Consider the following 24,626-nt stretch of genomic DNA (forward strand, 5'->3'; position numbering starts at 1 on the left):
CTCTGATAGGCGCTCTAAGCCGGTGGGTCCCCCTCGCATCTTCCAATCGACTTCACCGCCGTGAAGGCCCACCGCGGAGCCACGGAAGGCAGAGAGGGGAGCAGAGCCAAACCATGGGTCGCTCGCGGGGCGGGCGCACGATCAGGATCCACGCCCTGACCGATCGTTTCTGCCGCCTGCTCGCCTTTCTGCTGACCGGCGGGCAGGCCGCCGATTGCACGGCCGGCGCGCTGCTGCTCGAACGCCTGCCCGCCTGCCGCATCGTGCTGGCGGACAAGGGCTACGACAGCGACACCATTCGGCGGCAGATCGAGGCGGCTGGGGCCGCGCCCAACATCACGCCCGAGATCAACCGCCGCTGGAAATCCTGCTTCTCGCCCGTGCTCTATTGGGGGTGGAACGCCATCGAACGCATGTTCGGCCGACCCAAAGACTTCCGCCGCATCGCCACCAGCTACGACCGTTTGGCGATCAACTATCTCGCTGCCGTCGGCCTCGCTGCCAAGATCGGCTACTGGTTATGACTCCGGACGGTAGGGGAGGGGGATCGGTGTGCTGTCCGCCTGTGTCTTCCAGGATCGCACCGCGGAGCTGCGCATCATGTCTGCCAAGCTGCGTGCAACGCGATCTGAGTTGCATGCATGAGGCCCGAGCAGCACAAGATCGGCCAGAACTTTGACATGGGCATGCGGATGGCCGATGACGCCGAACCGGGTGTCCGCTCGGGCCAACTCATCAATCCTCCGTCGATCTGCCATTCGGTTGAGGGATCGAGGACTGCCCTCCCCCGCACAGCCGAGAATCGCGGTTTTGTTCCATAATGTTTATTATGCGAATGCATGACATACTGAGTAAAGAAGTTTTTGCGAAGGCGTGGCGCCGCTAGGGCCAGCAGATTTTAGCATAGCGCGGTAGCGGTCAATGCATGCACTGCAGTACTCAACAACCCAGCGCTAGGCCCGCTTGTCGAGATCTGGCTTCTTGGCGACTTCCACGCAGCGCCGCTGCAGGTGCGGTAGGAAACCGTACTGCGCTGCCGTCTCGCGCGAACTAACTGAGGCTTCATTTCTGTCGAGGCGCAGATACTGTGGCGCGAGGGAGTCCGGGAAGGTCGGGACACCGGGGCCGCTTCGAGCATCTCGTGCAGCAGGCGAGCGTTGATATCGATGCCGGCAATCGCCCGCCCGACAGGCACTTCGCGCCTTTCGACGAGCATTGAGCGCTAGCCGAGATCGCTCGGTCGAGCGCAGTTTTCCCCACCCAGCGGCGCTTCGACCTGCGCTCCAAGGAGAGATAGACACGTTCAGTCGATGCCGATCAACGCCTCGTCAGCCAGAAACCCCCAACGTCAGAACGCCGCGGAAACCCCTGCTTTCGTCCGCGCTTGGGACCGGCGCTGGGCCGGGGACGAGGTGCAGATCCCGGTCGCATTAAGCGCGTTCCACCGGCAGCCAGCGCACAGCGGGAAGACGATCGCGTCCCCCGCCATACACTCGGGTGCGCGCGGGTTGTGGCATCCAAGGGGATGCGGCGGCCGGGACGGTAGAGGCGGTTCCGTCCGCATCCTCACTTCGTCGGAAAGGCGCCAGCCGTCGTCCGCTATCGCAGGACTCCGCCCTGCCCTGCCCTCGAGCGTCGGCATCCAACGCGGACGCAAACACCACGACCACCCGTCGACCGAGGCAGGCTCCCAGGTCTCGATCCGTAACCACGATCTGCTCGATATGCCCTGTCGTGTTCAGGAGTCCGCCGTCAGATCCACGAGCAGCGGTGGCGTTCTGGCTCCAGAAGGCGCATAGCCCTAAGATCCCTCCGCGCAATCCCGTGCCCTGGGCGACGAAGCGGAGATCAGCATGGCACGCGAATTCACGACCGGCAAAGCGCAGGCCGTTACGCCCGAGGACTTCAACGAGCGTGTGAAGCAACTTCTGGCCAACAAGCCCGAGGTTCTCAAGCCTGAGCCGAAGACCAGAAATTTCAAGACGAACAGGCCGCCGCAGAAAGCTTGAGGTCCCGTCTCTGGCGGCGTCCGCCCGAGTGCGGGCGCCGATCAGGTCCGCTGCATCGTAGGGCGCCGGTCACACGATGCTTCTCAGCGGGCGCGCTGAACATCACCGCGAGATGGACTCTGTTCACCGCGAAGCACGACAACGAGACAGTGAGAGCACGCCGATCACGCGCGAATTACGAGTCCGCCCTGGCAGACGCACCGCGCCACCGAGGTCGGCCATGCCTCCGGATCGGTCATGTGGCTCCTGCACGCAGTGTTGTCAGGCTTTGGAGATTCAGATTCTCGACAAGCCCGCGGGAATCCTGTGCCACCACAACACCGGAACGGGCTGCGGGATTTACCCTGAGCGCCCGGAGGTCTGCGCCAGGTGGTATTGCCTCTGGCGCCGGATCGAAGCGCTGCCAGCTGCGCTGAGGCCAGATCGATCGGGCGTGATCTTCTCGTTGGAAAGCCGTCCCCCCGTCGCCGAATCTCCCGACGCAGCCTGCATCGTGGGCCGCGCCGTGGACGGAATCCAAGCCTTCGACCGCTGGGAGGCGGTCGAAGCATTCGCCATGTTCGTTCGCGAGGGATCGTTGCCGGTCTGGAAGGTTTCGGACGGCGATGCCACCCTGGTGAACCCTGGCCTCGATGCCGCTCGCCAGTGACGTCAATGACGAGGCGATTTCATAACCTCCGGCGCGAGCCGATACGCAACGCGGCTCGCAACCCGGATGGGAGATCCGATCGGACCAAGTGGGATGAGGCGCACGCCTCATCCCGTCAGTCGAAGGCTCAGGCGCTCTTCAGGTTGGCGGCGCTCTCCTTGCCGCTACGCCGGTCAGCCTCGACGTCGTAGTCGATCTTCTGACCCTCGATCAGATTGCGCATCCCGGCGCGTTCCACAGCGGAGATATGGACGAACACGTCCTTGCCCCCGTCATCGGGCTGGATGAAGCCGTAGCCCTTGGTCTCGTTGAACCACTTAACAGTACCGGTAGCCATAGCGGTAACCCTAGTCGCCAGCACGCCAACGCGGCGTGCCGTTACGTTCGAACCACCTAGGCCGGTCGACCGTTCCATGCAATGCTCAGATCGGTTCACCCAGAGCCGATGACCGCAAGCGCCTTGACAGCGTTGCCGACGTTCGTCCCAGTTGCCGCATCGTCTCAGCTATCTTTGCGGCGCGCCGAGGCGCAGAATGTCGACGTTGCGGATCTCGTGCCTCGATCTCGAGCCGCTTCGGACTCGTGGTCTCGACGGCAGCGAACGGGCACCCGAATGGCAGATGTCGTGAGCTTTCCAGCCGGTCGCCGTTCGTCCTGCGCGCTCACACCTTACCGGGCCTACCGGTTCGCCCCGGATGGCAGCGTCAGCGCGACCATACCGATCGAGGCCGCCACCGACGCGGAAGCCGTGGAATGCGCCTTTCATCTGAGCGACGGAGACCGCGTCGAACTTTGGTCCCGTGCACGCTTCGTCGCCCACGTGGGACCGCACGACGGCCTGAGCGCGGCCTCGATCGCATTGATCGAAGAGGATCCGACGCCCGATCCGTGAACGCGGCCTTCCGCCGACGCGGTTGATCGGTCTATGAGATCGCGGCGCCTGATACGTATCGCGACAGACGGTCCGCTTCCTGCTCGCCCCTTACCCGAGACGTGCGCCCGTGGTGGCCGAACCGGGAAACTCCGTATGCGTCGATCCCCGCACACGGACGAGGCGCTCGCCGTCCCGTTGGACGCGGCGGCAGCGTGGTAGGCCTGGGCAAGCATCGCAAGGGCGGCGGGGCGGTGCCAGCCGACATCGGAATGAGCCGCGTACCGGTCAGGCCCAACCTCGCCCTGGGCCTGGTCGACAATGTTGTCGATAATCGAGCGCTGAGCGGCAATGCGCATCGGACGCGCGCACCCGCGCTCGTCACCGTCAACCCGGACCACCGCCGCCACGACAACGCAAAAACCCGGATGTCGTATCGGCCCGCCCGGGACGAGGGACCGGCACCGCATCCTGCAGCGGTATCGCCGAACACGCGCCGTGAGCCGTCAAGCTCAGACAGGAAGGCGCTTGTCCCGCCCCGTAGCGGACGAGCACGGCACCTCAATAGGTCGTGAGGCTCCAGCCCGCGAAGGCCGCTGACCGGAGGTGGCGGCGCGGATGGCACGCTTCTTGTGAGTATCTCACCAGCGCAGCGTCGCTCCTGGGCGGCGAATAAAGGTTGGCGTGCCGTCGAGACCGCGAGGTGCCGGGTGATCCGGATCGCATCGACCGCCCTCACCTCTTTCCGAGGCTAGCATCTCCGCGCGCACGGCCGAGCGCCGGCACGCACCGCCTGAAAGCCCCCGACATCCGCCTCCTGAGGAGAGCCGATATGTGCGACCGTCACGGCGAGTACCGCATTCCCCATCTTGCGTTCGATCTCTCGCGGTTCAAGCCCAGCCGCAGACGCTTCCTCGGCGGCACCGCCGCCGCCCTCACGGTCGCGGTGGGGCCCGGCATGACCGGCCGGGCGGCGGCCGCCACCGGCATCCGGGCGACCCACGGGACCGGCTTCTGCAACCTGAACTTCTTCTTGGCCGAGGCGATGCAACTCGCCAAGGATGACGGGCTGACCATCGACTTCGTCAACACCCCGACCTTCTCGGATCAGGTCACCTTCCTCGGCATGGGTCAGGTCGATGCCGGCGTGATGCCCTATACGAGCTTCATGGCGCTCTACGACGCCGGCGCCCCGGTGAAGATCGTGGCGGGCGGCGGCATCGAGGGCTGCGTGCTCGTGGCCCAGCCGGGCCTCGACAGCCCCGAGAAGCTCAAGGGCAAGACGCTCGGCACCTTCCAGCTCGATACGCTGGAGGTGCTGCCCTACGACTGGCTGAAGAAGAACGGCGTCGCCTTCAAGGACATCACGGTCCGCTACATGGGCTCGACCCCGGAGGCCGTGGAAGCGTTCCGCGCCGGCGCCCTCGACATCATCTCGACGATCGAGCCCTACGGCACGGCCCTGCTCACCGACGTGAAGGGTGCGGTCAAACTCTCCGACGGCACCGACATCTACGGCAAGGGCTACACCGACTGCGTTCTGGCGGTCCGGAACGAATTGATCGCCAAGAACCCGGCCGCGGTCAAAGCCATGATCAAGGCCATGATGAAGGCCCAGGCCCTGGCCGAGAGCGACCCGCAGACCGCCCTGAACACGCTAGTCGGCTCCTATTACAAGACCTCGATGAGCAATGCCCAGCTCGCCATGGGCCGGCAGCCCTCGGTGGTGGACGCCCGCAACCAGACGCAGTTCATCCTCGACCGGACCGATTCCGTCGCCGAGATGGGCTACATCAAGAAGAAGCCCGGTCGCAACGCGATCGACTGGACCCTGCTGGAGCAGGTCATCGCCGAGAACCCGGATCTCTACGGCAAGCTCAAGCTGAAGTCGGCCTGAGCGAATGGCTGTGGATCTCGCCCGCGCAGCCGCCGTCCCGCACGTCCGGCCGCGCCTCCCGTTCGGTCAGCGCCTCGCGCTGCCCGACGGCTTCGTCCCGCTCCTGCAACGGACCGGCTGGATGCTGGTTTCGGTCGGCTGCTTCGCCGGCCTCTGGGAGCTGCTCTGGGCCTTCGGTATCGCGGACGCCAAGCTGCTGCCGCCGCCGCACATCTTCCTCGGCAACCTCGCCGAGCAGGCACGCTTCTTCAACACCGCCCAGCGCTGGCAGATCGGTACCGGCATGAATGCCGGCCCGAGCCCGGCCATGGCGGTGCTGATCACCGTGCTCGCCTCAACCGGCCGGGTTCTGGCGGGCCTCGCCCTGGCCGCGACCCTGTCGATCCTGGTCGGCGTCGCGATCCGCTACGTCGTGCTGTTCGAGCGGCTGACGTTGCCGACCATCACACTCTTGGCGCCGGTCTCGCCGATCGCGTGGCTGCCGGTGGCGATCTTCATGTTCGGGATCGGCAACGCGCCCGCCATCTTCATGGTGTTCATCGCCCTGTTCTTCACGATGGTCCTCTCGACCATCCACCAGATCGACGGGGTCAATCGGAACTACATCAACGTCGCCCGCACCATGGGGGCGTCGAAGCGCCAGATCTACGCGCGGGTGATCGTGCCGGCGATCCTCCCGGGGCTGCTCGCCGTGCTGCGCCTCAACCTGTTCGGCGCCTGGATGGTGGTGCTCGTCGCCGAGGCGACCGGCGTCGGCTACGGGCTCGGCCAGGTGATCATGCTGGCGCGCAACACCTTCAACCCGTCGCTCGTCTTCTTCACCATCACGCTGATCGGCCTGCTCGGCTTCGCCTTCGACCTGCTGTTCCGGCTGGTCCAGCGGCGGATGCTGTACTGGCTGCCGCGCGACGCGGGGTCCTCCCTTGGTCTTTGATTCCTTGGCCTCCGATGTCATGGCCTCTGATCCCGCCCCCGACGACGCCGTCTCCTGCCGGGGCGTCGCCAAGGTCTGGGCGGCCGGCACCGCCCGCGCGCACGAGGCGCTGCGCGACATCGACCTCACCGTGAAGCCCGGCGAGTTCGTGGTGTTCCTCGGCCCCTCGGGCTGCGGGAAGAGCACGCTGCTCTACCTGATCGCCGGGCTCGAAGCCGCCTCCGGGGGGGAGCTCCTGGCGTTCGGCGCCCCAGTCACCGGCCCCTCGCCCGAGCGCAGCCTGATCTTCCAGGAGACTTCGCTGCTCCCTTGGCTCAGCGTCTGGCAGAACGTCAGCTTCGGCCTGTCGCTGAAGGGCGTGCCGGAGGCCGAGCGGCGGAGCATCGCCCGGGCCGCGCTCCAGCGCGTCGGCCTCGTCGAAGCTTTCGACAAGCGGCCGGACGAATTGTCCGGCGGCATGCGCCAGCGGGTGGCGGTGGCGCGCGCCCTCGCCATGCGCCCGAAGGTTCTGCTGATGGACGAGCCGTTCGCGGCGCTCGACGTCCAGACCCGCCAGAAGATGCAGGACTTCCTGCTCGACGTCTGGCGCGACAGCGCCGCCTCGGTGCTGTTCGTGACCCACCACATCGACGAGGCGGTGGCGCTTGCCGACCGGGTGGTGGTGTTCACCGCCCGCCCCGGGCGGATCAAGACCATCGTCCGCAACGACCTCGCCCGCCCGCGCGACCCGTTCTCCCCCGAGGCCGAGGCGATGCGGCGGCATCTGACGGAACTCCTGCGCGACGAGGTCGACCGGGCCTTCGCCGAGCAGGAAGCGCTCGTCTGATCCCTCCCCCAACACGGACACGACCATGACCACATCGCTGATCCGCAGCCGGCGGATGATCACCCGTACCCTCGACCACGATCGCTGGGAGGAGATGGCCGATGGCGCGGTGCTGCAGAAGGATGGGATCATCGAGGCCCTCGGCACCTACGCGGACCTGCACGCCCGCTACCCCGACGCCCCCGTGATCGGCTCCGGCCGCGAGATCCTGCTGCCGGGCTTCGTCAACGGCCACCACCATGTCGGCCTGACGCCGGTGCAGCTCGGCTCGCCCGACATGCCGCTGGAGCTGTGGTTCGTCACCCGCATGGTGGCGCGCAACCTGAACCTCTATCTCGACACCCTGTACTCGGCCTTCGAGATGGTCGGCTCCGGCATCACCACGGTCCAGCACATCCACGGCTGGATGCCCGGCAGCCTGGAGGAGGTCGAGGCGCGCTCCAACGAGGTGCTGCGCGCCTATCGCGACATCGGTATGCGGGTCTCGTACTGCTTTGCGGTCCGCGACCAGAATCGCCTCGTCTACCAGGCCGACATGGACTTCGTGTCGAGCCTCCCGGCGTCGCTGCAGGACCCGATGAAGCGCTGGTTCGAGCGCTTCCAGATGTCTCTGGAGGACAACTTTTCGCTGTTTCGCAGCCTGCATTCCGGCCAGGCCGGGGCGTCGCGGGCCAAGATCCAGCTCGCGCCGGCCAACCTGCACTGGTGCTCCGACGCGGCCCTCGAAGGGCTCGCCGGTCTGTCCGAATCCTACGACGTGCCGATGCACATGCACCTCGTCGAGACCGCCTACCAGAAGGCCTACGCGGAGAAGCGCGGCGGCGGCACCGCGGTCGAGTACCTCGACCGGTTCGGCATGCTGGGCCCCCGCCTCACGCTCGGCCACGGCGTCTGGCTGAACGAATCCGACATCGACCGGGTGGCGGCGACCGGCACCTGCATCTGTCACAACTGCTCGTCAAACTTCCGGCTGCGCTCCGGCGTGGCGGCGCTCAACCAATTCGAGGCGAAGGGGATCAACACGGCGATCGGCCTCGACGAGGCCGGCATCAATGACGACCGCGACATGCTCCAGGAGATGCGCCTCGTGCTGCGCGCTCACCGGGTGCCCGGCATGGACGAGGGCGACGTGCCGAGCATGGCCCAGGTGCTGCGCATGGCCACCGTCGGCGGCGCCCGCACCACCCCGTACGGCGACAGCCTTGGCACCATCGAGGTCGGCAAGGGCGCCGACCTCGTCCTGATCGACTGGGACCAGATCGCCTATCCGTATCTCGACCCGGAGACGCCGCTGCTCGACGCGGTGATCCAGCGGGCCAAGACAGGTGGCGTCACCACGGTGCTGTGCGAGGGCGAGGTCCTGTACGCCGACGGCCGCTTCACCCGGGTCGACAAGGACGCCGCCCTCAAGGCGCTGCATGACGATCTGTCGCGGGCGCTGTCGGACGACGAAGTCGAGCGGCGACAGCTCTCCAAGGCTTTGCTGCCGCACGCGAAACGCTTCTATGCCGACTACATCGACCCGTCGCGGCACGAACCGTTCTACCGGCCGAGCTCGCGCGTCTGACGGCGTGCGGCTCCTCCTCCTCAATCCGAACACCTCGGCCGCCATGACGGCCCGGATGGAGCAGGCCGCTGCGGCCGCCCTTGCCCCGGACGTGACGCTCACAGCGCTGACGGCCGCCCGGGGCCTGCCCTACATCGCGAGTCGCGCGGAGGCGCAGCTCGCGGGGGCCGCGGTGCTGGAAGCCCTGGCGGAGCACCAAGCCGGCTTCGACGCCGCCGTCATCGCGGCCTTCGGCGATCCTGGGTTGATCGCGGCGCGGGAGCTGTTCGACCTGCCCATCGTCGGCATGGCCGAGGCGGCGATGCTGACCGCCTGCCAGCTCGGTCAGCGCTTCGGCATCGTGACCTTCTCGGGCACTTTGCTGCCCTGGTACGAGGATGCTGTTGCGCTCTCGGGGCTCTCGGCACGCTGCGCCTGTGTCCGCGCGGTCTCGGCGGCCTTCCGCTCGGTCACGGAAGTGCAGCACGAACTGGAGGTGGAGATCGGCGCCCTGGCGAACCGGGTCGTCGCCGAGGATGGGGCCGACGCGGTGATCCTCGCCGGCGCCCCGCTGACCGGCCTCGCCGCGCGGATCGGCGACACGGTGCCGGTGCCGCTGGTCGATCCGCTGGCGGCCGCCCTCGGTCAGGCGCAGGCGCTGGTCCGGCTCGGGGCGCGTCCGCCGCACGCGGGCCGCTTCGCCCGGCCTCCGGCCAAGCCCGCCACCGGGCTGGCACCGGCCCTGCGGCGCTGGATCGAGCGGCAAGACACCTGAATCCAGCTTTTCAGGCCGGCGCGAACACGCTGCCCCATCCGGTGATCGCCGCCGTGTCCAGCGCGGCGAGATCCATTGCCTTCCACAGACTGACCGTCACCGAATCGTAGACCGGGATCCCGAGCTCGTCTTCAAGAGCGGGCGCGAGGGCGGCGCCCGCGAGGTTGGTACAGACGATGGCGGCCGCCTCGGCACCCTCGGCCGCCACGGCGCGGACCATCCCGGCGATCTCGGCCTCATCGGCCTCCGCGAACGAAAAGTTCTCCGACAGGCCAAGGTGCCGCTCGGCCGAGCAGTCTAGCCCATCGGCCTGCCAGTTCGCCTGGATTTGCGCCTGGACGTCCCCCGTATAGGGCGTCACCAGCCCGACACGCCCGATCCCGCGCCGCCGGAACAGGTCACGGAAGGCGAGCGCCGATGTCGAAGCCGGAACGCCGGTCCGCTGCGTGATCGCCGCAGACAGGGCCATATCGTTCTCGAAGCCGAGCCAGGACCCCGCCGTGCCATTCCACAGGATCGCGGCGACCCGGGCATCCGCGAGCAGCTCCGAGGCGGCCAGCATCGGCGCCTGATCGAATTGGCCGAGCGCGGCCGTCGACAGCCCGATCTGCGTCACCCGTAAACGTGCGAAATGAGCGGTGATCCTCGGTTGCCCGGCCAGCAGGCGGGCTGTCATCGGTTCGAGGACGCTGTTCGAAGACGGCGTCAGCATCCCGAGCCTGACCGTCTGCCGCCTGTCTATCATTTCGGCCCGTCCCCAGTACGGCTCGGCGCGAGCCCGGCGGTCGCGGCTGGCAAGGATCGTTCCGGCGCAGCGGTGCGGCCGGCATCGTCGCGGCCCTCGAGAAGGCGGGCCTGAGCATCTCCGACGTGAAGCGCGCCTCCCTGCTGTCCTTCGAGGCCGCCGCGGCTTTCCGCGCATCCCAAGGCCCCGTATGGAGGGATCCGCCCCGCGCAGAGAACCGGAGCCTTCATGGCGCGCATCGTGTTGAAGTTTTGGTCGACCTGCCGCCCCGGAGCGCTCGCCCTGGCGGCCCTCGGGCTGCTCGCGTCGGATGCGGCCCGTGCGGACGCGACCCTCGACCGGATCAAGGGCCGGCAGAAACTCACGGTCGGCATCATCCTGTCGGGGGCCCCGTTCGGATACATCGACCCGCAGACCCGCGCCGAGAAAGGCTTCAACATCGACCTCGCCCGGGCGCTGGCCGAGAAGCTCGGCGTGAAGGTCGAGCTCGTCACCGTCACGCCGCCCAACCGCGTGCAGTTCCTGCAGCAGGGCAAGGTCGATGTCCTGATCGCCAACATGCAGTATACGGAGGACCGCGCGAAGATCCTCGACCACGTGCCGACCCCCTACGACCGAGCCGGGGGCGCCGCGCTGGGGCGCAAGGACAGCGGCATCCACGACTGGGCGGACCTCAAGGGCAAGCCGGTCTGCATCTCGCAGGGCTCGAACTACGCGCAGCCGCTCGCCGACACCTACGGCGCCGTGGTGAAGGGGATCCCGAGCCAGCCCGAGTCGATGCTGGCGCTCCAGGGCGGCAACTGCGTGGTCGCGGTCCACGTGGCGCCGACGCTCAAGCTCCTGCTCGCCGACCGTCCGAACGACTGGAAGGACTACGCCATCGTCATCCCCACCGAGCTGGATCCGGCTGACTCCGTGATCTGGCTGCGCAAGGGCGAGCGCGACACCGCGGCGGCTCTCGATGCCGCCGTGCGCGACCTGCACGGCTCGGGGGCCATGCTGGACATGGCCAAGGCCAACCGGCTGGTCGATCCGGCCTTCCTGGAGGAGGAGCAGCGCAAGTTCGCCGCGCAGGCCAAGCCGTGATTCAGGCTGTGATCCGGTCGCGCCCGGCATGATCGACGCGGCCCTGCAGCGCTTCATCGAACTGGCGGCTACTCTGGGCCTGCATTACGACTTCCTGCTGAGCGGCACCGAGGTCCGGTCGTGGCTCGCCGGGATGGGCACGACGCTTCTGCTCGTCGCCCTGGCGATCCCGCTGAGCCTCGCCGCCGGGATCGCCTTCGCGGCGGCCCTGACCTCCGGTCGCCCGTGGCTCGCCCTGCCAGTGCGGGCCTATGTGGAGCTGACGCGCAACACGCCGACGCTCGTGCAGCTCATGTTCGCGTTCTTCGCTCTGAACATGCTCCTGTCCCGGGCGCTGGGCGGGGCGGCCCATAACCCGTTCACGCCGTTTTTCTGGGTGGTGGCGGTGACGGGTCTGCACGTCGCGGCCTTCCACGCGGAGGCCTTGCGCGGCGGGATCGAGGCCGTGCCGGCGCCCCTGGTCGAGGCCGCGCAGGCAACCGGCTTTTCAAGCTTGGAGATCCTGCGCTTCGTGACGCTGCCGCTGGCGTTGCGCACGGCCTTGCCGGCTTTGGTGAACAACCTCGTCAACCTCGTGAAGCTGACCACGATCGGCTCCGCGATCGCGGTCGGTGAGGTGACCTACGCGTCGATCATGATCTGGACGCAGCGCGACAACGTCCTCGAGCTGATGATCGGGATCCTGCTGTTCTTCGGGCTCATCAACCTGACCGTGTCGCGGATCGGCCGCCTCGTGGAGCGCCGCCTCGCCGTGCCGGGATACGGCGCGTGAGCGCCGCCGCGCTGCCCGCCCGCGGAGCCCTCCGCTGGGCCTGGCCGTGGCTCGCCGCCGCCTGCAGCGCCATCCTCCTGTGGTGGCTCCTCGATGCGCGTCTGACGCGCGATCTCCTCGACTGGCTGCCCTACCTCGCCTCAGGCTTCGCCATGAACGTCCTGATCAGTATGCTCGCCATGACGCTGGGCACGCTGGGCGGGGTCGCACTCGGCGCGATGGAACTCTCCGCCACGCGGATCGTGCGCGCGCCGGCCGTGGCCTACGTGCAGGTGTTCCGCAACGCGCCGCACCTCGTGCTGATCTTCGCCACAACCTACATCTTTCCCTTCGAGATCATTGTGGCCGGCCATTACCTGCCGTTCCCTGATTGGCTGAAGGCGGTGCTCGGCTTGGCCATTCCGGCCGCCGCCTACGTGGCCGAGATCGCCCGGGGCGCGATCCAGTCCGTGCCGACGACGCAGTGGGACGCCGCTAAGGGCATCGGCCTGTCGCGGGGGCAGACCCTGCGCTGGATCATCCTGCCCCAGTGTCTGCGCCGGACGCTGCCGCCCTGGATGAACCTCTACGCCTCGATCACCATGAGCACGGCGCTGGCCTCGCTGGTCGGCGTCCACGAGTTGCTGCACGCCGCGACCGATGCCAGCACCGCCGTGCGGCGGGACGACTTCACCATCGCGATCTACCTGACGGTACTGCTGGCGTTCTTCCTGTTCTGCTACCCGATCTCGCGCCTGACGCGGCGTCTCGAACGCCGTCTCGCGCGCCGCTGACAACGAAAGCCGATGGCTCACGACTCGATGGCTCAGGATTTCGCAAACCGGCCGAACCTCGTGGACCTTCAGGACGTCCACCTGTCCTTCGGTGCGGTCGAGGTGCTGAAGGGCATCGACCTCACGGTGGCGAAGGGCGATGCGGTCTCGATCATCGGCCCGTCCGGCTCGGGCAAGTCCACCATCCTGCGCTGCATCAACGGTCTCGCGCAGCCGCAGGCCGGTCGGATCACCGTGGCGGGCGTGCGCGTCGATACCCTGCGCAGCGAGGCTGAGCGGATCGCCCTGCGCAAGCGCATCGGGGTGGTGTTCCAGCAGTACAACCTGTTCCCGCATCTCACGGTGCTCGAGAACATCACCCTGGCGCCGGTCCGGATCCTCAAGGTGCCGCGCGCCGAGGCGGAGGGCCACGCCCGGGACCTGCTCGCCCGGGTCCGGCTGGCCGACAAGGTCTCGGCCTATCCGGGCGAACTCTCGGGCGGCCAGCAGCAACGTGTAGCCATCGCGCGGGCGCTCGCCATGCGGCCGGAACTCGTGCTGTTCGACGAGGTGACCTCGGCCCTCGATCCCGAGATGGTCGGCGAGGTGCTGGCCGTGATCCGCGAGCTGGTGCGCGAGGGGCTGACCAGCATCCTGGTCACCCACGAGATGCGCTTCGCCGAGGAAATCAGCGACACGATCGCGTTTACAGAGAACGGCCGCATCGTCGCGCAGGCGCCGCCGGCCGACCTGTTCTACCGATCCGATAACCCGCGCATCCGCCAGTTCATCGGCGGCTTCCAGGGGTTTCGCGACGCGGTGCAGGACCGGGAGGGCATCTGATGCCGGATTCACGCAGCACCGCCCTGGCTGAGGCCATCGTGGCCGCCCGTCCGGACGCGGATGCCGCCGCGATGGCGGCGGCGCGCCTCGCTCTGGTCGACTTTCTCGCTTGTGCCTTGGCGGGGAGCCGGGACCGCACCGTGGCGACCCTGCGGACCGCCATGGGCGACACGCTCGGCCGGTCCCCGGTGATCGGCTCCGGACGGCCCGCAGAACCGCTTCTCGCCGCCTTGCTCAATGGCTATGCCGGACACGTGCTCGACTACGACGACGTCCACGCGAGCGTGCGCGGGCACCCCACCACGGTGATCGTGCCGGCGCTGCTGGCAGCCCTCGATCCAACGAGTCTGCCCTCCGCCGACGCGTTCCTCGCCGCCTATCTGGTCGGCCTGGAGACGATGGCGCATCTCGGCCGCGCCATCGGTCCCGCCCATTACGAGCGCGGCTTCCACGCTACAGCGACGCTGGGGCCCTTTGGCGCGGCCGCCGCGATCGCGCATCTGAGCGGGTTCTCAGCCAAGACCACCGGGATCGCCCTCGGCCTCAGTGCTACACAGGCGGCCGGGCTGCGCCTGCAGTTCGGGTTCGACGCCAAGCCGCTCCATGCCGGACTCGCCGCCCGCAATGGCCTGATGGCAGCCCGGCTCGCCGAGGCCGGCCTGTCCGGCGCCCCCGAAAGCCTCGATGGCGCCAACGGTTTTTTCGAGATCTATGGGTTCGGCGAGGCGCGGCCCGAGCGCGTCCTGGAGGATTGGGGATCGCCCTGGCAGATCCTTCGCCCCGGCCTGACCCTGAAGGCGTTCCCGTGCTGCACCGCGGCCCACCCGGTGGCTATGGCCGGCCTCGCCTTCCACGGTGAGGGATTCCGGGATCTGGCGCGGGCGACCATCACCTTCCCGCCGGGAGGTGACGCCGCCCTGGTTGTTCGGACGCCGCGCACCGGGATCGAGGCTCGCTTCAGCCCGGAATACATCCTGGCCGCTTCCCTGGTGGACGGCGCGGTGCGCCTCGATCACTTCGACGAAAGGCCAGTCCGCCCCGACCTCGCGGCACTCGCCGAACGGGTCGAGCGCCGGCACGACACATCCGCGCCGCGCCTGTCCTCGGATCCGGGCACGCGGTTCGTGGTGGTGGAGATCGCCGACGCGCAGGGACGCACCGCCCGGCAGGGCATCGACGGCCTGCCGGGGCTCGACGACGCCGACGCCAAGTTCCGGGACGCCACCGCGGGGTCCGACGCATTCCAAGCGGTGCCCGATCTCGTGCGCACCATGCGCACGCCCGGCGACCTCGCGCGCCTCCTCCAGCTCCTCGCCCAGCCGTGAGCCACCCCATGACGACCGACCGGACCAAGCCCGACGCCGCGCCGCGCCAGATGCATCTCGGACTGTTCCTCCAGGGGGCCGGTCATCACGTCTCGGGCTGGCGTCATCCGAACGCGGAAGCCGGAAGCGAGAATTTCGATCTGCTGCGCCGGGTCACCCAGGCGGCCGAGGCCGCCAAGTTCGACATGGTCTTCCTGGCGGACGGGCTCACCAGCGCGGTGGACGCCCACCCGTCCATGATCGCCCGGTTCGAGCCGCTGACGCTGCTCAGCGCGCTCGCCATGGTGACGGAGCGGATCGGTCTCGCGGCGACCGCCTCGACCACCTACGGCGAGCCCTACCATGTGGCCCGCGCCTTCGCGTCGCTCGACCACCTCAGCGGCGGCCGGGCAGCCTGGAACGTCGTCACCACCTCGTACGCGCGCACCGCCAACAACTTCTCCAAGGCGCATCCGGCGCATGACGAGCGCTACGCGGTCGCCGAGGAGTTCGTGGACGTGGTCTGCGGCCTCTGGGACAGCTGGGACGACGATGCCTTCGTGAAGGACAAGGCCCGCGGTGTCTACGCCGATCCGGCCAAGGTCCGGATCCTGGACCATGCGGGTCGCTACTTCAACGTGAAGGGACCACTCAACATCCCGCGCTCGCCACAGGGACACCCGATCCTGATCCAGGCCGGCTCGTCGGGGCCCGGGCAGGACCTCGCGGCCCGGCGGGCCGACGTGGTGTTCACCGCCCAGCAGGATATCGCGGAGGCGCAGAGCTTCTATGCGAGCCTCAAGCAGCGGGTCGCCGGTTTCGGGCGCGATCCGGCCTCGGTGGCGGTGATGCCGGGCTTCCTGCCGGTGATCGGTCGCACGCTCGCGGAGGCGAGCGCGAAGCTCTTCGAGCTCGATCAGTGGACCCCCATCGCCAGCGCGATGCCGCTCCTGGAGGAGCGCGTCGGTCATTCGCTCGCATCCTACGACCTCGACGGCCCCTTGCCCGACCTGCCTATCTCGGACCAGCTTCGCAGCCGAGCCGAACTCCTCACCGCCCTGGCGCGCCGGGAGGGGCTGACCATCCGCCAGCTCGCCCTGCGGGTGGCGGCGGGGCGCGGGCACCACATGATCGTCGGCACGGCCGCGGACGTGGCCGACCGCATGCAAGCGTGGTTCGAGGGCGGCGCGGCGGACGGCTTCAACGTCATGCCGCCCTTCTTTCCCGAAGGACTGGACGACTTCGTTCGCGAGGTCGTGCCGCTGCTGCAGGAGCGCGGCCTGTTCCGGACGGAGTATGCGGGCACGACCCTGCGGGACCATCTCGACTTGGAGCGTCCAACGCCTGCAGAGCCGATTTCACGGTCCTGATCGGAACCGCGATCGCGCCGCGCTCTACGCCGGAACGCGCGTCCCGTCCCAGGCGAAGACGCCGCCCGTATCCTTCACGTCGAGGGTGCCGAGCACGCGCAGGAGATGCGCCGCGCTCTCGTCAGGCTGCAGGATGCCCCCGGCCTGCGGGTCCGGTCGGAAGGGGCGCGACAGGTTGGAGGCGACCGTGCCCGGATGCAGGCCGACAACGATCGCGTCCGGCCGGTTGCGGGTGACCTCGATCGAGAGGGTTCGCAGGATCTGGTTCAGGGCCGCCTTCGAGGCGCGATAGGCGTACCAGCCGCCAAGCCGATTGTCCTCGATCGATCCGACCCGCGCCGACAATGCAGCGAACACGCACCGTCCGGTCCGCGCCAGCAGCGGGACGAAATGCTTGGCGACCAGGGCGGGGCCGATCGTGTTGATCGCGAAGACGGCAGCCATCGCGGTGGGATCGAGCGCCTTGAACGTCTTCTCGGGCGAGACGCCATCCTGATGCAGGATGCCGGTCGCGACGATGATGAGGCCAACGGGTCCGGCCTCACCGACCTTGGCCGCAGCCGCAGCGATCGACGCCTCGTCGCCGAGGTCGATCGCCTCGGTGCGGACACCGTGCGGGCATGGCGGCTGCGATCGGGAGAGCGCGAAGACCGACGCGTAGGCTTCGCTCGCGGCGAGTTGGGATACCAGAGCCTGGCCGATGCCGCCGGACGCGCCGATCACGACCGCGCTGGTCGAGGCCGAGAGGGTCATCGCGCTGGCACCCGGACCGCCGCAGGGGATGGGCCTTCCGATCGGCGGATTGGGGCGGGCTTCGCAGCCGCAGCCCTGTCCGGCACCGCGCTCATCAGGGCGGCCTCGACCGTTGCCCGAAAGCTGCTGACTGGCACTGCGATCGAGGTCCCCGTCCGCGAACTGGCCACAAGGATGCCGACGATCCCGGGCTCACCGTCCTGCAGAATCAACGCCGAGCCGGATTCGCCCGGCACGACCGGGCAGAAATGATCGAGGAGCGGCAGGGTGGCGGGTTCGTAACGGGCTCGGCAGCCGTGCTCCACGCTGATGATCTGGTTCGCGTAGGATTTGTAGCCCGCGTGAACGATGCCTGTCAGCGTCGTCGCCCGGGTGTCCGGGCCGATGGCTTTGCTGAGGCCCAGCGGCTTCAGGGATAGAGGCTCGGCCAGCTCCACCACGGCCCAGTCGCGACTGAGATCCTCCCGACTCGTACCGAACCGGTACGCGTCCGGTTTCGTGTAGGCCTTGGCGATCGAATGTGCGGTGTAGCGTCCCTGCTCGTAGCCGGCGACGAAGTGAACGCCGGCCGCATCGACCCAGCGCTGCCGCGCTCCGTCCCACAGGCAATGGGCGGCCGTGAGCACATGGCGCGGTCCGACGAGCGTGGCCGTGCAGTATTTCCGACTTCCGGGCCCCGTTACGACGTTCAACTTGCCCACGGCGCTCAGGGGCCAGACCCGGGGATCGAGATCGGGCGTCGGCGCCTGCGGCAGCGGCTGGACTAGCGATTGGGCATGCAGGGCCGATGTCGCGACTAGGCCGAGCATCGCACAGGCCAAGCTTCTGGAAACCGGGCTCATACTGGCTCCGCTCGCTGATCCCGACGGATGAGCCGTGTGTCTTGGCTGACATAGGGGAAACGGCGGTGCTTTGTCCAAACTCGTTTGAGACTGAGGACGCTCCCGCTTGCTCAGCACGATGGGGATACAAGACTTCGACAGCGCATGCGGCTGACGAGACGCGACATGGGTCTTCGAACGGTAGCTTGCAGCTGACCTGGCCGTCCGTCCGCAACAGCGTCGTCGACACGCGCAGCGCTGCGCAGGGGATTTGTATCCGCTTGGGCGGATCGCGCTGGCGGCGGCCTCGGATCGTGCGCCGCGTCAGACCGGTTCCCGATTGAGCCGAACGACGAGCTGATCGGCGAACTTCGCAGCCGCGACGGAGAGCGACCGCCCGCGCAACTGTGCGAGGACCAGGGTCATCGGCGTCAGGTCGCGGACGTCGATCGGGCGGCTGTGCAGGCGCGGATCCTGGGGAATGCCGCTCGGGATCTGCAGGCTGACGAGATCCTCGCGCAGAACGAGATTGCGCAGGAATTCCAGCGAGCCCGACTCGACGACCGCCCGGAGCTCGACCCCACGCCGAGCCAGCGCGTGTTCAATGTGATGGCGGATGGCGAGCGAGTGGTCGGGCAAGGCCAGGGCATGGCCGAGGCAGTCGCGCAGCCGGACCGGTCCGGTTTCCGACGCCAGCGGATGCCCTGTGCGCATCAGCGCGCAGAGGGTCTGGTGTCCGGAGAAGAGCGGATGCAGTTCCGCCGAGGGCGGCGGTTGCAGGATCAGGGCGAGATCGGCCTCGAACGCCGCCAGGGCCGTCACGGCCTGCGCATGGTCGCGGACCTGGATCATGAAGCCGACCTGGGGAAACCGGGCGCGGTAGGCCTCGACCTCCGCGGGCACCACCTGCGTGACGAAAGCCTGGCTGCAGGCGAGCGACACGTGACCGCGGCGCACCCCCGACAGATCGGCGATCTGCGAGCGCACCCGGTCGAGGTCCGCCGCTTGGTCGCGGATGTGCCGCGCGAAGAGTTCGCCGGCCGCGTTGAGCCGCATGCCCTGCGGCAGACGTTCGAAGATCGTCGTGCCGAGCTCGTACTCGAGATCCTGGATCTGCCGGGTCAACGCCGAAGGCGTCAGGTTCAGCCGTTCCGCGGCGCGCCGGATCGAGCCGGCGCGCGCGACCTCGGCGACGTAGGTGACGGTGCGCAGATGCTTCACACCTCCTTTGTGCACGTCCGTTGCCGGAACAGCAACAATACGCTCAGAAAATAGCACTTCCTTGCAACAGGGGCTGCACCTAGCGTTGTGGCATCAGGACCCTGCAGGAGCCGTTCGATGATCCGCCGCCGCACCGTTTTGGCCGGTCTCGGGGCCGGCCTCGCCCTCGGGCCCCTGTCACGGGCCAACGCACAGGGGGCGCCCGTCACGATCCGGATGGGATCGCTCAAGCTGATCCATTCGATCGCGCCGAGCTTCTACGAGCGCTTCACCCCCGCGGGTGTGACGGTCGAGGTGGTGCCCTTCGAGAGCCCGACCGAGTGCAAGAACGCCGTAATCACCAAATCGGTGGATTTCGGAACCTTCGGCATCGCCGCCGCCACGCTGGGCGCTGCCGCCGGCGAGCCGCTCGTGGTCATCGCCTCCACCTGCAACCGCGGGATGGCGGTGATCGCCAAGAAGGATTCCGACATCCACGCCATCAAGGACCTGCGCGGCAAGCGGGTCGGGATCTGGCCCGGAAGCACCCAGGAGGTCTTCGTCCTGGAGCGAATGCGCATGGAGGGCCTGTCCGTGAAGGACATCACGCCGGTGCGGGTCTCCTTTTCAGAGATGCACATCGCGCTCGCCCGCGGCGACATCGACGCCTATGTCGGCGCCGAGCCGGGGCCCGGCGTCAGCCTCGCCTCGGGGGTGGGCCAACTCGTCGAGTACCCCTACGGCACCGAGATGGGCGCGCTCAACATGGTGTTCGGCGCCCATCGCGACACGCTGGCCGAGCGGCCGGACCTCGTCCGGACCATGCTGGAGATCCACCGCAAGGCGACGGACTTCGCGGCCGGCGACCGCAACGCGATGATCGCCATGGCGGTGGCCAAGCTCGGCCAGAAGCGCGAGGCGCTGGAAGTCTCGGCCCCGAACGTCGAGCTGACCTGGCGCCTCGGTCCGAATGAGGTCCGGCAGGCCGACGCCTACGCGCATCACATGCTCGCGCTCAAGCAGATCAAGCGGCTGCCCGAGCCCGGCTTCATCGATACCCGCTTCGTCGACGCGATGGGGCGGGCGTGAGCACCGGCGTCGAAGCCAGCGCCCTGCCGGTGACGGCGCCGGCCTCCGTCACTCGACGGTCCGGCGTTGGCCTCGCCTCTCTGCGCCGGCTGACCCTGGCCTGCGTGGTTCCGGCGATGCTGCTCGCGGTCTGGCAGGTCACCACGGCGGGCCGGCCTTACAGCCTGATCCCGCCGCCCGCGGAGGTCTGGTCCGAACTGCGCGATCTCGCCATCGGCGGCGTCAACGACGACGCGTTCAGCGGCACACTCTGGACCCATCTCGCAGCCTCGCTGAGCCGGGTCTACGGCGGATTCGCGCTGGCGGCCGCGGCTGCCCTGCCGCTCGGCCTGCTGATCGGTCGCGTCCCGCTGATCCGGGAATTGCTCGATCCGGTCCTGCAGGTGTTGCGACCCGTACCGGTGACCGCGTGGCTGCCGCTCGCCATGATTCTGTTCGGCCTGGGACCCCGCTCGGCCTTCTTCCTCGTGTTTCTCGGGGCGTTCTACCCGATCCTGGTCAACACCGTGTTCGGGGTCCGATCTGTGGAGCCACGCCTGTTCGAGGCGGCCGCGATGCTAGGCTGCACCGGTCCGGCGCAGTTCGTCCGCGTGGTACTGCCGGCGGCGCTGCCGTCGATCTTCACCGGCCTGCGGCTGGGGCTGGGTTTCGCCTGGGTGGTGATCGTGGTCGGCGAGATGACCGGGGTCCAGACCGGTCTCGGCGCGATCATCATGGAGGCGCGCCAGCTCTCGCGCACCGAGATCGTAATCTGCGGCATGGCGGTGATCGGGGTCGCAGGCTTCGTCTCGGACTGGCTGGTCATGCAGCTCGGCTGCCGGCTGCTCGCCTGGAGCCCCACTCATGGCTGACCCCACGATTCCAATCCTCGACATGCGCGCGGTCTCCAAGACCTACACGGCCGGCGGCCGACGGACCGAAGCGTTGCGCGAGGCGAACCTCACCGTATCGCGGGGCGAGTTTGTCTGTCTGCTCGGCGCCTCGGGCTGCGGGAAGTCGACGCTGCTGCGGGTCGCCGCCGGCTTCGAAGCCCCGACCTCCGGCGAGGCCCTGATGTGGGGCAAGCCCATTGCCGGACCGGGACCGAGCCGCGGCATGGTGTTCCAGGATTACGGCCTGTTCCCGTGGCTCACCGTGCGTGACAATATCGGCTTCGGCCCGAAGGCGCGCGGGCGCCCCGCCGCCGAGGTGCGCGACACAGCCGAGCGCTACATCGCCCTCGTTGGTCTCCAAGCCTTCGCCGACGCCTATCCGCACCAGCTTTCGGGCGGGATGAAGCAGCGGGTCGCCATCGCGCGGGTGCTCGCCAACGAGGCCGAGGTGGTGCTGATGGACGAGCCCTTCGGGGCGCTCGACGCCATGACCCGCGAGCGTTTGCAGGACGAGTTGCTCGACCTCTGGTCGCGGACGGGCCTAACGATCCTGTTCGTCACCCACGCGATCGAGGAAGCGATTTTTTTGGCCGACCGCATCGTGATGATGTCGCCCGGCCCCGGTCGGATCGAGGCGGTGCACACAATCGACCTGCCGCGGCGGCGCGACGTCTCGAGCCCGGCCTTCAACGACCTGCGCCGGATGCTGGCCGCTCAGCTCCACAGCCACCACGCGCCGCGGGCCGCCGCCTGATGGAGACCGCCTTCGACGATCCCCGGCGGCCCGAGAACCGCCTCGCCTACCGCGCCGCCGTGGACCGGCCCCGGCTCACCTTGCCCGGGGGCAAGCACATCGCCGTTTGGCCCGTGGTCAATGTCGAGCACTGGCTGATCGACCATCCGATGCCACGCCAGATCCTGGTGCCGCCGACCGCCGCGAGCCTGCTACCGGACATCCCGAATTGGGCGTGGCACGAGTACGGGATGCGGGTCGGTTTCTGGCGCTTTCTTGAGGCGTTCGAGAGCCGCGGGATCCGCCCGACCCTGTCGATCAACGGCTCGGTCTGCACGGCCTATCCCCGCATCGCCGAAGCCGCCCACGCGGCCGGCTGGGAGTTCATGGCCCACGGGTTCCACCAAGTCCCCACCCACCGGGTCGAAGACCAACCCGGGATGATCGCTCGTACCGTCGCGGCGATCACCGAGGTCACGGGGCGTCCGCCGCGCGGCTGGCTGGGGCCCGGCCTCACCGAGACCCTCGATACGCCCGATCACCTGCACGCGGCCGGCATCGAATACGTCGGTGACTTCGTGGTCGATGACCGCCCGTGCCGGGTATCGACGCGCACGGGCGACCTCGTCGCCCTCCCCTACTCTGTCGAGCTGAACGACATCCCGTTGCTCGCCATCCAGCATCACCGTGCTGACGAGTTCGTCGAGCGGGCGCTTGCCAATCTCGACCGCCTCGCCACCGAGGCCGCGGGTCCCGGCCTGCTCAGCGGCGCCAAGGTGATGGGCTTCGCGATCCACCCCTACATCACCGGCGTCCCGCACCGGATCGGCCTGCTGGAGCGGCTGCTCGACGCCATCCTGGCGCGCAGCGATGCGGTCTTCATGCAGGGGACCGAGATTCTCGACTGGTACCGCGCCACCGGCGACGAAGCCTGAGCCTCGATGCGAGGATTGACCGTACCTCCCTTCCCGACGATCCCCGCGCTGCACGCGGCCTATGCCACGGGCCAGGACCCGCGCACCGTCGTTGCCGAAGCCTACCGCCGGCTCGCCGCGGTGGACGATCCCGGCATCTTCCTCGCCCTGGTACCGGAGGCTGAGGCTCAGGCTGCCGCAGCGGCGCTGCCGCCCTTCGACCCCGTGTCGATGCCGCTTTGGGGCGTGCCCTTCGCCGTCAAGGACAACATCGACGTGGCCGGCCTGCCGACCACCGCCGCCTGCCCGGATTTCGCCTATACGCCGACCGAGACGGCGCCCACGGTGGCGCGGCTGCTGGCCGCCGGGGCGATCCTGATCGGCAAGACCAACCTCGACCAGTTCGCCACCGGTCTCGTCGGGGTGCGCACGCCCTACCCGGCCCCGCGCAACGCGATCGACCCGGCCTACGTGCCCGGTGGTTCCAGCAGCGGCTCCGCCGTCGCGGTGGCCCACGGTGTCGTTACCTTCGCGCTTGGGACCGACACGGCGGGCTCCGGCCGGGTGCCCGCGGCGCTCAACAATATCGTCGGGCTGAAGCCGTCCCTCGGGGCGGTCTCCAGCCGCGGGATGCTGCCGGCCTGCCGGACCCTCGACACGCTCTCGGTCTTCGCCGGCACCGTCGCCGACGCCGACGCGGCCTTCCGGGCCATGCTGGGCTTCGACGGCGCCGATCCCTGGTCGCGGGCCTTGCCGGTCCCGCCAGCGCCCGCCGGCTTGCCGCCGGGCCTGCGCCTCGGAGCGCCGGACGCGGCGAGCCTCCGCTTCTGCGGCGACGGCCTCTCGGAGGCGGCCTTTGCGGCGGCGATTGCTGATCTCGAAACGCTCGCCGGGGCGGCCGCGCCGGTTGATTTCGCGCCGATGTTCGCTGTCGCGGCTCTACTCTACGACGGGCCCTGGGTCGCCGAGCGCTACGCGGCGATCCGGCCGATCATGGAGACGCGCCCCGAAATCCTGCACCCGACGACGCGGGCCGTGATCGCCGCCGCCGGACGCTACAGCGCCGCCGACGCCTTCGCGGGCCTCTACCGCCTCGCGGAGCTGCGCCGGGACATCGACGCGATCTGGGATCGCGTCGATGTGCTCGCCGTGCCGACCTATCCGCGTCCGCAGACCTGCGCGGACTTGGTCGCCGACGCGATCGGCCCCAACAGCGAGCTCGGCACCTACACCAACTTCGTCAACCTGCTCGACTGGTGTGCCCTCGCGGTCCCGGGGCGGCCCCGCGCCGATGGCTTTCCCTCCGGGATCACCCTGCTGGCGCCACGCGGGTCCGACGGGCTCCTCGCCGCTCTGGGCGCGCGCCTGCACGCGGCGTCCGCCGGCCGGATCGGCTCGGGGGAGTCGCCGGTGCCAGCCGCGGAACCGGGGCCGGTCCGGGCGCGGCCCGGCGAGATCGAGCTGGCGGTCGTTGGAGCGCATCTGTCGGGCCTGCCGCTGAACCACGAACTTGCCGCGCACGGCGCCCGGTACCTGCGGACCGTGGCGACCCGACCGGAATATCACCTCTACGCCCTGCCCGGCGGGCCTCCGCATCGTCCCGGACTGCTCCGGGTGGCCGGCGACGAAGGGGGGGCGATCGAGACGGAGGTCTGGGCCCTGCCGCCAGCCGCCTTCGGCGCCTTCGTGGCCGCCATCCCGGAACCGCTCGCGATCGGCACCCTGCGGCTCGCCGACGGGACCGCGCCGAAGGGCTTCCTGGTGGAACTTGCGGGGGCAACCGGTGCGACTGACATTACGCGGTTCGGCGGCTGGCGCCGCTACGTCGCCAGTCGTTCCGCAGCGTAACCGATCTGGCAACGCTG

24 protein-coding genes and 1 pseudogene are annotated in these 24,626 nt (G+C 68.7%); 20 read left to right on the top strand and 5 right to left on the bottom strand.

Annotation, left to right across the window (positions count from 1 at the left end):
* Nucleotides 1-18 precede the first annotated feature (18 nt).
* From OXS27_RS26615 to OXS27_RS26625, 3 genes and pseudogenes are all read left to right on the top strand, one after another.
* Nucleotides 19-524, top strand: a pseudogene (locus OXS27_RS26615) (IS5 family transposase); the annotation flags it as partial.
* Between the two features lie 1,329 nt (nt 525-1,853).
* Nucleotides 1,854-2,009, top strand: coding sequence for a hypothetical protein (locus tag OXS27_RS26620; RefSeq protein ID WP_243916370.1), 156 nt, complete (start codon nt 1,854-1,856; stop codon nt 2,007-2,009).
* Between the two features lie 220 nt (nt 2,010-2,229).
* On the top strand, nt 2,230-2,658 hold the full coding sequence (locus OXS27_RS26625) for a hypothetical protein (protein WP_267360113.1): 429 nt from the start codon (nt 2,230-2,232) through the stop codon (nt 2,656-2,658).
* Between the two features lie 127 nt (nt 2,659-2,785).
* Here the strand turns inward: OXS27_RS26625 and OXS27_RS26630 are convergent, their stop codons facing one another.
* On the bottom strand, nt 2,786-2,995 hold the full coding sequence (locus OXS27_RS26630) for a cold-shock protein (protein ID WP_243916372.1): 210 nt from the start codon (nt 2,993-2,995) through the stop codon (nt 2,786-2,788).
* Nucleotides 2,996-3,271: 276 nt separating this feature from the next.
* Here OXS27_RS26630 and OXS27_RS26635 point away from each other — a divergent pair, with 276 nt between their 5' ends.
* The 6 genes from OXS27_RS26635 (at nt 3,272) to OXS27_RS26660 (ending at nt 9,507) form a co-directional block, all read left to right on the top strand.
* Entirely contained in the window at nt 3,272-3,550 is a 279-nt protein-coding gene (locus OXS27_RS26635; RefSeq protein ID WP_267360116.1) for a hypothetical protein, read from the top strand.
* Nucleotides 3,551-4,361: 811 nt separating this feature from the next.
* The gene (locus tag OXS27_RS26640; protein WP_267360139.1) at nt 4,362-5,426 is read left to right on the top strand and encodes an ABC transporter substrate-binding protein; all 1,065 of its coding nucleotides are present in this window, start codon (nt 4,362-4,364) and stop codon (nt 5,424-5,426) included.
* Between the two features lie 4 nt (nt 5,427-5,430).
* Entirely contained in the window at nt 5,431-6,360 is a 930-nt protein-coding gene (locus tag OXS27_RS26645) for an ABC transporter permease (RefSeq protein WP_243916375.1), read from the top strand.
* A 19-nt stretch (nt 6,361-6,379) separates the two neighbouring features.
* Nucleotides 6,380-7,186 (top strand): ABC transporter ATP-binding protein, encoded by an 807-nt coding sequence (locus tag OXS27_RS26650; RefSeq protein WP_267360141.1) that lies wholly within the window; start codon nt 6,380-6,382, stop codon nt 7,184-7,186.
* 25 nt (nt 7,187-7,211) lie between these two features.
* Nucleotides 7,212-8,753: an amidohydrolase family protein gene (locus OXS27_RS26655; protein ID WP_267360143.1), complete on the top strand. Its 1,542-nt coding sequence runs from the start codon at nt 7,212-7,214 to the stop codon at nt 8,751-8,753.
* A gap of 4 nt (nt 8,754-8,757) precedes the next feature.
* Nucleotides 8,758-9,507: an aspartate/glutamate racemase family protein gene (locus OXS27_RS26660; RefSeq protein ID WP_243916378.1), complete on the top strand. Its 750-nt coding sequence runs from the start codon at nt 8,758-8,760 to the stop codon at nt 9,505-9,507.
* Nucleotides 9,508-9,517: 10 nt separating this feature from the next.
* Here OXS27_RS26660 and OXS27_RS26665 read toward each other — a convergent pair whose 3' ends face one another.
* Nucleotides 9,518-10,252, bottom strand: coding sequence for an aspartate/glutamate racemase family protein (locus OXS27_RS26665; protein ID WP_267360145.1), 735 nt, complete (start codon nt 10,250-10,252; stop codon nt 9,518-9,520).
* A 228-nt stretch (nt 10,253-10,480) separates the two neighbouring features.
* On the opposite strand from OXS27_RS26665, the gene OXS27_RS26670 reads away from it, so the two are divergent.
* The 6 genes from OXS27_RS26670 to OXS27_RS26695 are packed head-to-tail and all read left to right on the top strand — an operon-like array spanning nt 10,481 to nt 16,379.
* The gene (locus OXS27_RS26670) at nt 10,481-11,338 is read left to right on the top strand and encodes a transporter substrate-binding domain-containing protein (RefSeq protein ID WP_243916380.1); all 858 of its coding nucleotides are present in this window, start codon (nt 10,481-10,483) and stop codon (nt 11,336-11,338) included.
* A 28-nt stretch (nt 11,339-11,366) separates the two neighbouring features.
* Entirely contained in the window at nt 11,367-12,110 is a 744-nt protein-coding gene (locus tag OXS27_RS26675; RefSeq protein WP_243916381.1) for an amino acid ABC transporter permease, read from the top strand.
* Between the two features lie 11 nt (nt 12,111-12,121).
* A complete protein-coding gene (locus OXS27_RS26680) occupies nt 12,122-12,883 on the top strand; it encodes an amino acid ABC transporter permease (RefSeq protein ID WP_267360174.1) in 762 nt (253 codons plus the stop codon).
* Nucleotides 12,884-12,910: 27 nt separating this feature from the next.
* Nucleotides 12,911-13,705, top strand: coding sequence for an amino acid ABC transporter ATP-binding protein (locus OXS27_RS26685; protein WP_267360176.1), 795 nt, complete (start codon nt 12,911-12,913; stop codon nt 13,703-13,705).
* Nucleotides 13,705-15,030, top strand: coding sequence for an MmgE/PrpD family protein (locus tag OXS27_RS26690; protein ID WP_267360149.1), 1,326 nt, complete (start codon nt 13,705-13,707; stop codon nt 15,028-15,030). The genes OXS27_RS26685 and OXS27_RS26690 overlap by 1 nt, the downstream gene beginning before the upstream one ends.
* A gap of 8 nt (nt 15,031-15,038) precedes the next feature.
* A complete protein-coding gene (locus OXS27_RS26695; RefSeq protein ID WP_267360151.1) occupies nt 15,039-16,379 on the top strand; it encodes an LLM class flavin-dependent oxidoreductase in 1,341 nt (446 codons plus the stop codon).
* Nucleotides 16,380-16,403: 24 nt separating this feature from the next.
* Here OXS27_RS26695 and OXS27_RS26700 read toward each other — a convergent pair whose 3' ends face one another.
* The 3 genes from OXS27_RS26700 to OXS27_RS26710 form a co-directional block, all read right to left on the bottom strand.
* Entirely contained in the window at nt 16,404-17,132 is a 729-nt protein-coding gene (locus tag OXS27_RS26700) for an SDR family NAD(P)-dependent oxidoreductase (RefSeq protein WP_243916384.1), read from the bottom strand.
* A complete protein-coding gene (locus OXS27_RS26705) occupies nt 17,129-17,974 on the bottom strand; it encodes a trypsin-like serine protease (RefSeq protein WP_267360154.1) in 846 nt (281 codons plus the stop codon). Before OXS27_RS26705 ends, OXS27_RS26700 begins: the two co-directional genes overlap by 4 nt.
* A gap of 303 nt (nt 17,975-18,277) precedes the next feature.
* On the bottom strand, nt 18,278-19,174 hold the full coding sequence (locus OXS27_RS26710) for a LysR family transcriptional regulator (RefSeq protein WP_267360156.1): 897 nt from the start codon (nt 19,172-19,174) through the stop codon (nt 18,278-18,280).
* A 117-nt stretch (nt 19,175-19,291) separates the two neighbouring features.
* Between OXS27_RS26710 and OXS27_RS26715 the strand changes: the two genes are divergently transcribed.
* From OXS27_RS26715 to atzF, 5 genes are read left to right on the top strand one after another with little or no spacing between them, the layout of a single operon-like run.
* The gene (locus OXS27_RS26715; RefSeq protein WP_267360158.1) at nt 19,292-20,242 is read left to right on the top strand and encodes an NrtA/SsuA/CpmA family ABC transporter substrate-binding protein; all 951 of its coding nucleotides are present in this window, start codon (nt 19,292-19,294) and stop codon (nt 20,240-20,242) included.
* Nucleotides 20,239-21,093 (top strand): ABC transporter permease, encoded by an 855-nt coding sequence (locus OXS27_RS26720; protein WP_267360160.1) that lies wholly within the window; start codon nt 20,239-20,241, stop codon nt 21,091-21,093. Before OXS27_RS26715 ends, OXS27_RS26720 begins: the two co-directional genes overlap by 4 nt.
* A complete protein-coding gene (locus OXS27_RS26725; RefSeq protein WP_267360162.1) occupies nt 21,086-21,868 on the top strand; it encodes an ABC transporter ATP-binding protein in 783 nt (260 codons plus the stop codon). The genes OXS27_RS26720 and OXS27_RS26725 overlap by 8 nt, the downstream gene beginning before the upstream one ends.
* A complete protein-coding gene (locus OXS27_RS26730) occupies nt 21,868-22,782 on the top strand; it encodes a polysaccharide deacetylase family protein (RefSeq protein WP_267360164.1) in 915 nt (304 codons plus the stop codon). Before OXS27_RS26725 ends, OXS27_RS26730 begins: the two co-directional genes overlap by 1 nt.
* A 15-nt stretch (nt 22,783-22,797) precedes the next feature.
* Nucleotides 22,798-24,609 carry an allophanate hydrolase gene (atzF, locus tag OXS27_RS26735; RefSeq protein ID WP_267360166.1) on the top strand — a complete coding sequence of 604 codons (1,812 nt, stop codon included), beginning with the start codon at nt 22,798-22,800 and terminating at the stop codon, nt 24,607-24,609.
* The last annotated feature ends 17 nt before the right edge of the window (nt 24,610-24,626 follow it).

It is taken from the genome of Methylobacterium sp. GC_Met_3, assembly GCF_026540775.1.
In the GTDB taxonomy this organism is placed as follows: domain Bacteria; phylum Pseudomonadota; class Alphaproteobacteria; order Rhizobiales; family Beijerinckiaceae; genus Methylobacterium.

Bases quoted from the DNA above. Each gene is read 5' to 3' on its own strand.
- OXS27_RS26675 (WP_243916381.1), top strand. From the start codon at position 11,367: ATGATCGACGCGGCCCTGCAGCGCTTCATCGAACTGGCGGCTACTCTG.
- OXS27_RS26715 (WP_267360158.1), top strand. From the start codon at position 19,292: ATGATCCGCCGCCGCACCGTTTTGGCCGGTCTCGGGGCCGGCCTCGCC.
- OXS27_RS26620 (WP_243916370.1), top strand. From the start codon at position 1,854: ATGGCACGCGAATTCACGACCGGCAAAGCGCAGGCCGTTACGCCCGAG.
- OXS27_RS26650 (WP_267360141.1), top strand. From the start codon at position 6,380: ATGGCCTCTGATCCCGCCCCCGACGACGCCGTCTCCTGCCGGGGCGTC.
- OXS27_RS26635 (WP_267360116.1), top strand. From the start codon at position 3,272: ATGGCAGATGTCGTGAGCTTTCCAGCCGGTCGCCGTTCGTCCTGCGCG.
- OXS27_RS26640 (WP_267360139.1), top strand. From the start codon at position 4,362: ATGTGCGACCGTCACGGCGAGTACCGCATTCCCCATCTTGCGTTCGAT.
- OXS27_RS26695 (WP_267360151.1), top strand. From the start codon at position 15,039: ATGACGACCGACCGGACCAAGCCCGACGCCGCGCCGCGCCAGATGCAT.
- OXS27_RS26630 (WP_243916372.1), bottom strand. From the start codon at position 2,995: ATGGCTACCGGTACTGTTAAGTGGTTCAACGAGACCAAGGGCTACGGC.
- OXS27_RS26645 (WP_243916375.1), top strand. From the start codon at position 5,431: ATGGCTGTGGATCTCGCCCGCGCAGCCGCCGTCCCGCACGTCCGGCCG.
- OXS27_RS26700 (WP_243916384.1), bottom strand. From the start codon at position 17,132: ATGACCCTCTCGGCCTCGACCAGCGCGGTCGTGATCGGCGCGTCCGGC.
- OXS27_RS26655 (WP_267360143.1), top strand. From the start codon at position 7,212: ATGACCACATCGCTGATCCGCAGCCGGCGGATGATCACCCGTACCCTC.
- OXS27_RS26730 (WP_267360164.1), top strand. From the start codon at position 21,868: ATGGAGACCGCCTTCGACGATCCCCGGCGGCCCGAGAACCGCCTCGCC.
- OXS27_RS26705 (WP_267360154.1), bottom strand. From the start codon at position 17,974: ATGAGCCCGGTTTCCAGAAGCTTGGCCTGTGCGATGCTCGGCCTAGTC.
- OXS27_RS26690 (WP_267360149.1), top strand. From the start codon at position 13,705: ATGCCGGATTCACGCAGCACCGCCCTGGCTGAGGCCATCGTGGCCGCC.
- OXS27_RS26685 (WP_267360176.1), top strand. From the start codon at position 12,911: ATGGCTCAGGATTTCGCAAACCGGCCGAACCTCGTGGACCTTCAGGAC.
- OXS27_RS26725 (WP_267360162.1), top strand. From the start codon at position 21,086: ATGGCTGACCCCACGATTCCAATCCTCGACATGCGCGCGGTCTCCAAG.
- OXS27_RS26625 (WP_267360113.1), top strand. From the start codon at position 2,230: ATGCCTCCGGATCGGTCATGTGGCTCCTGCACGCAGTGTTGTCAGGCT.
- OXS27_RS26665 (WP_267360145.1), bottom strand. From the start codon at position 10,252: ATGATAGACAGGCGGCAGACGGTCAGGCTCGGGATGCTGACGCCGTCT.
- OXS27_RS26670 (WP_243916380.1), top strand. From the start codon at position 10,481: ATGGCGCGCATCGTGTTGAAGTTTTGGTCGACCTGCCGCCCCGGAGCG.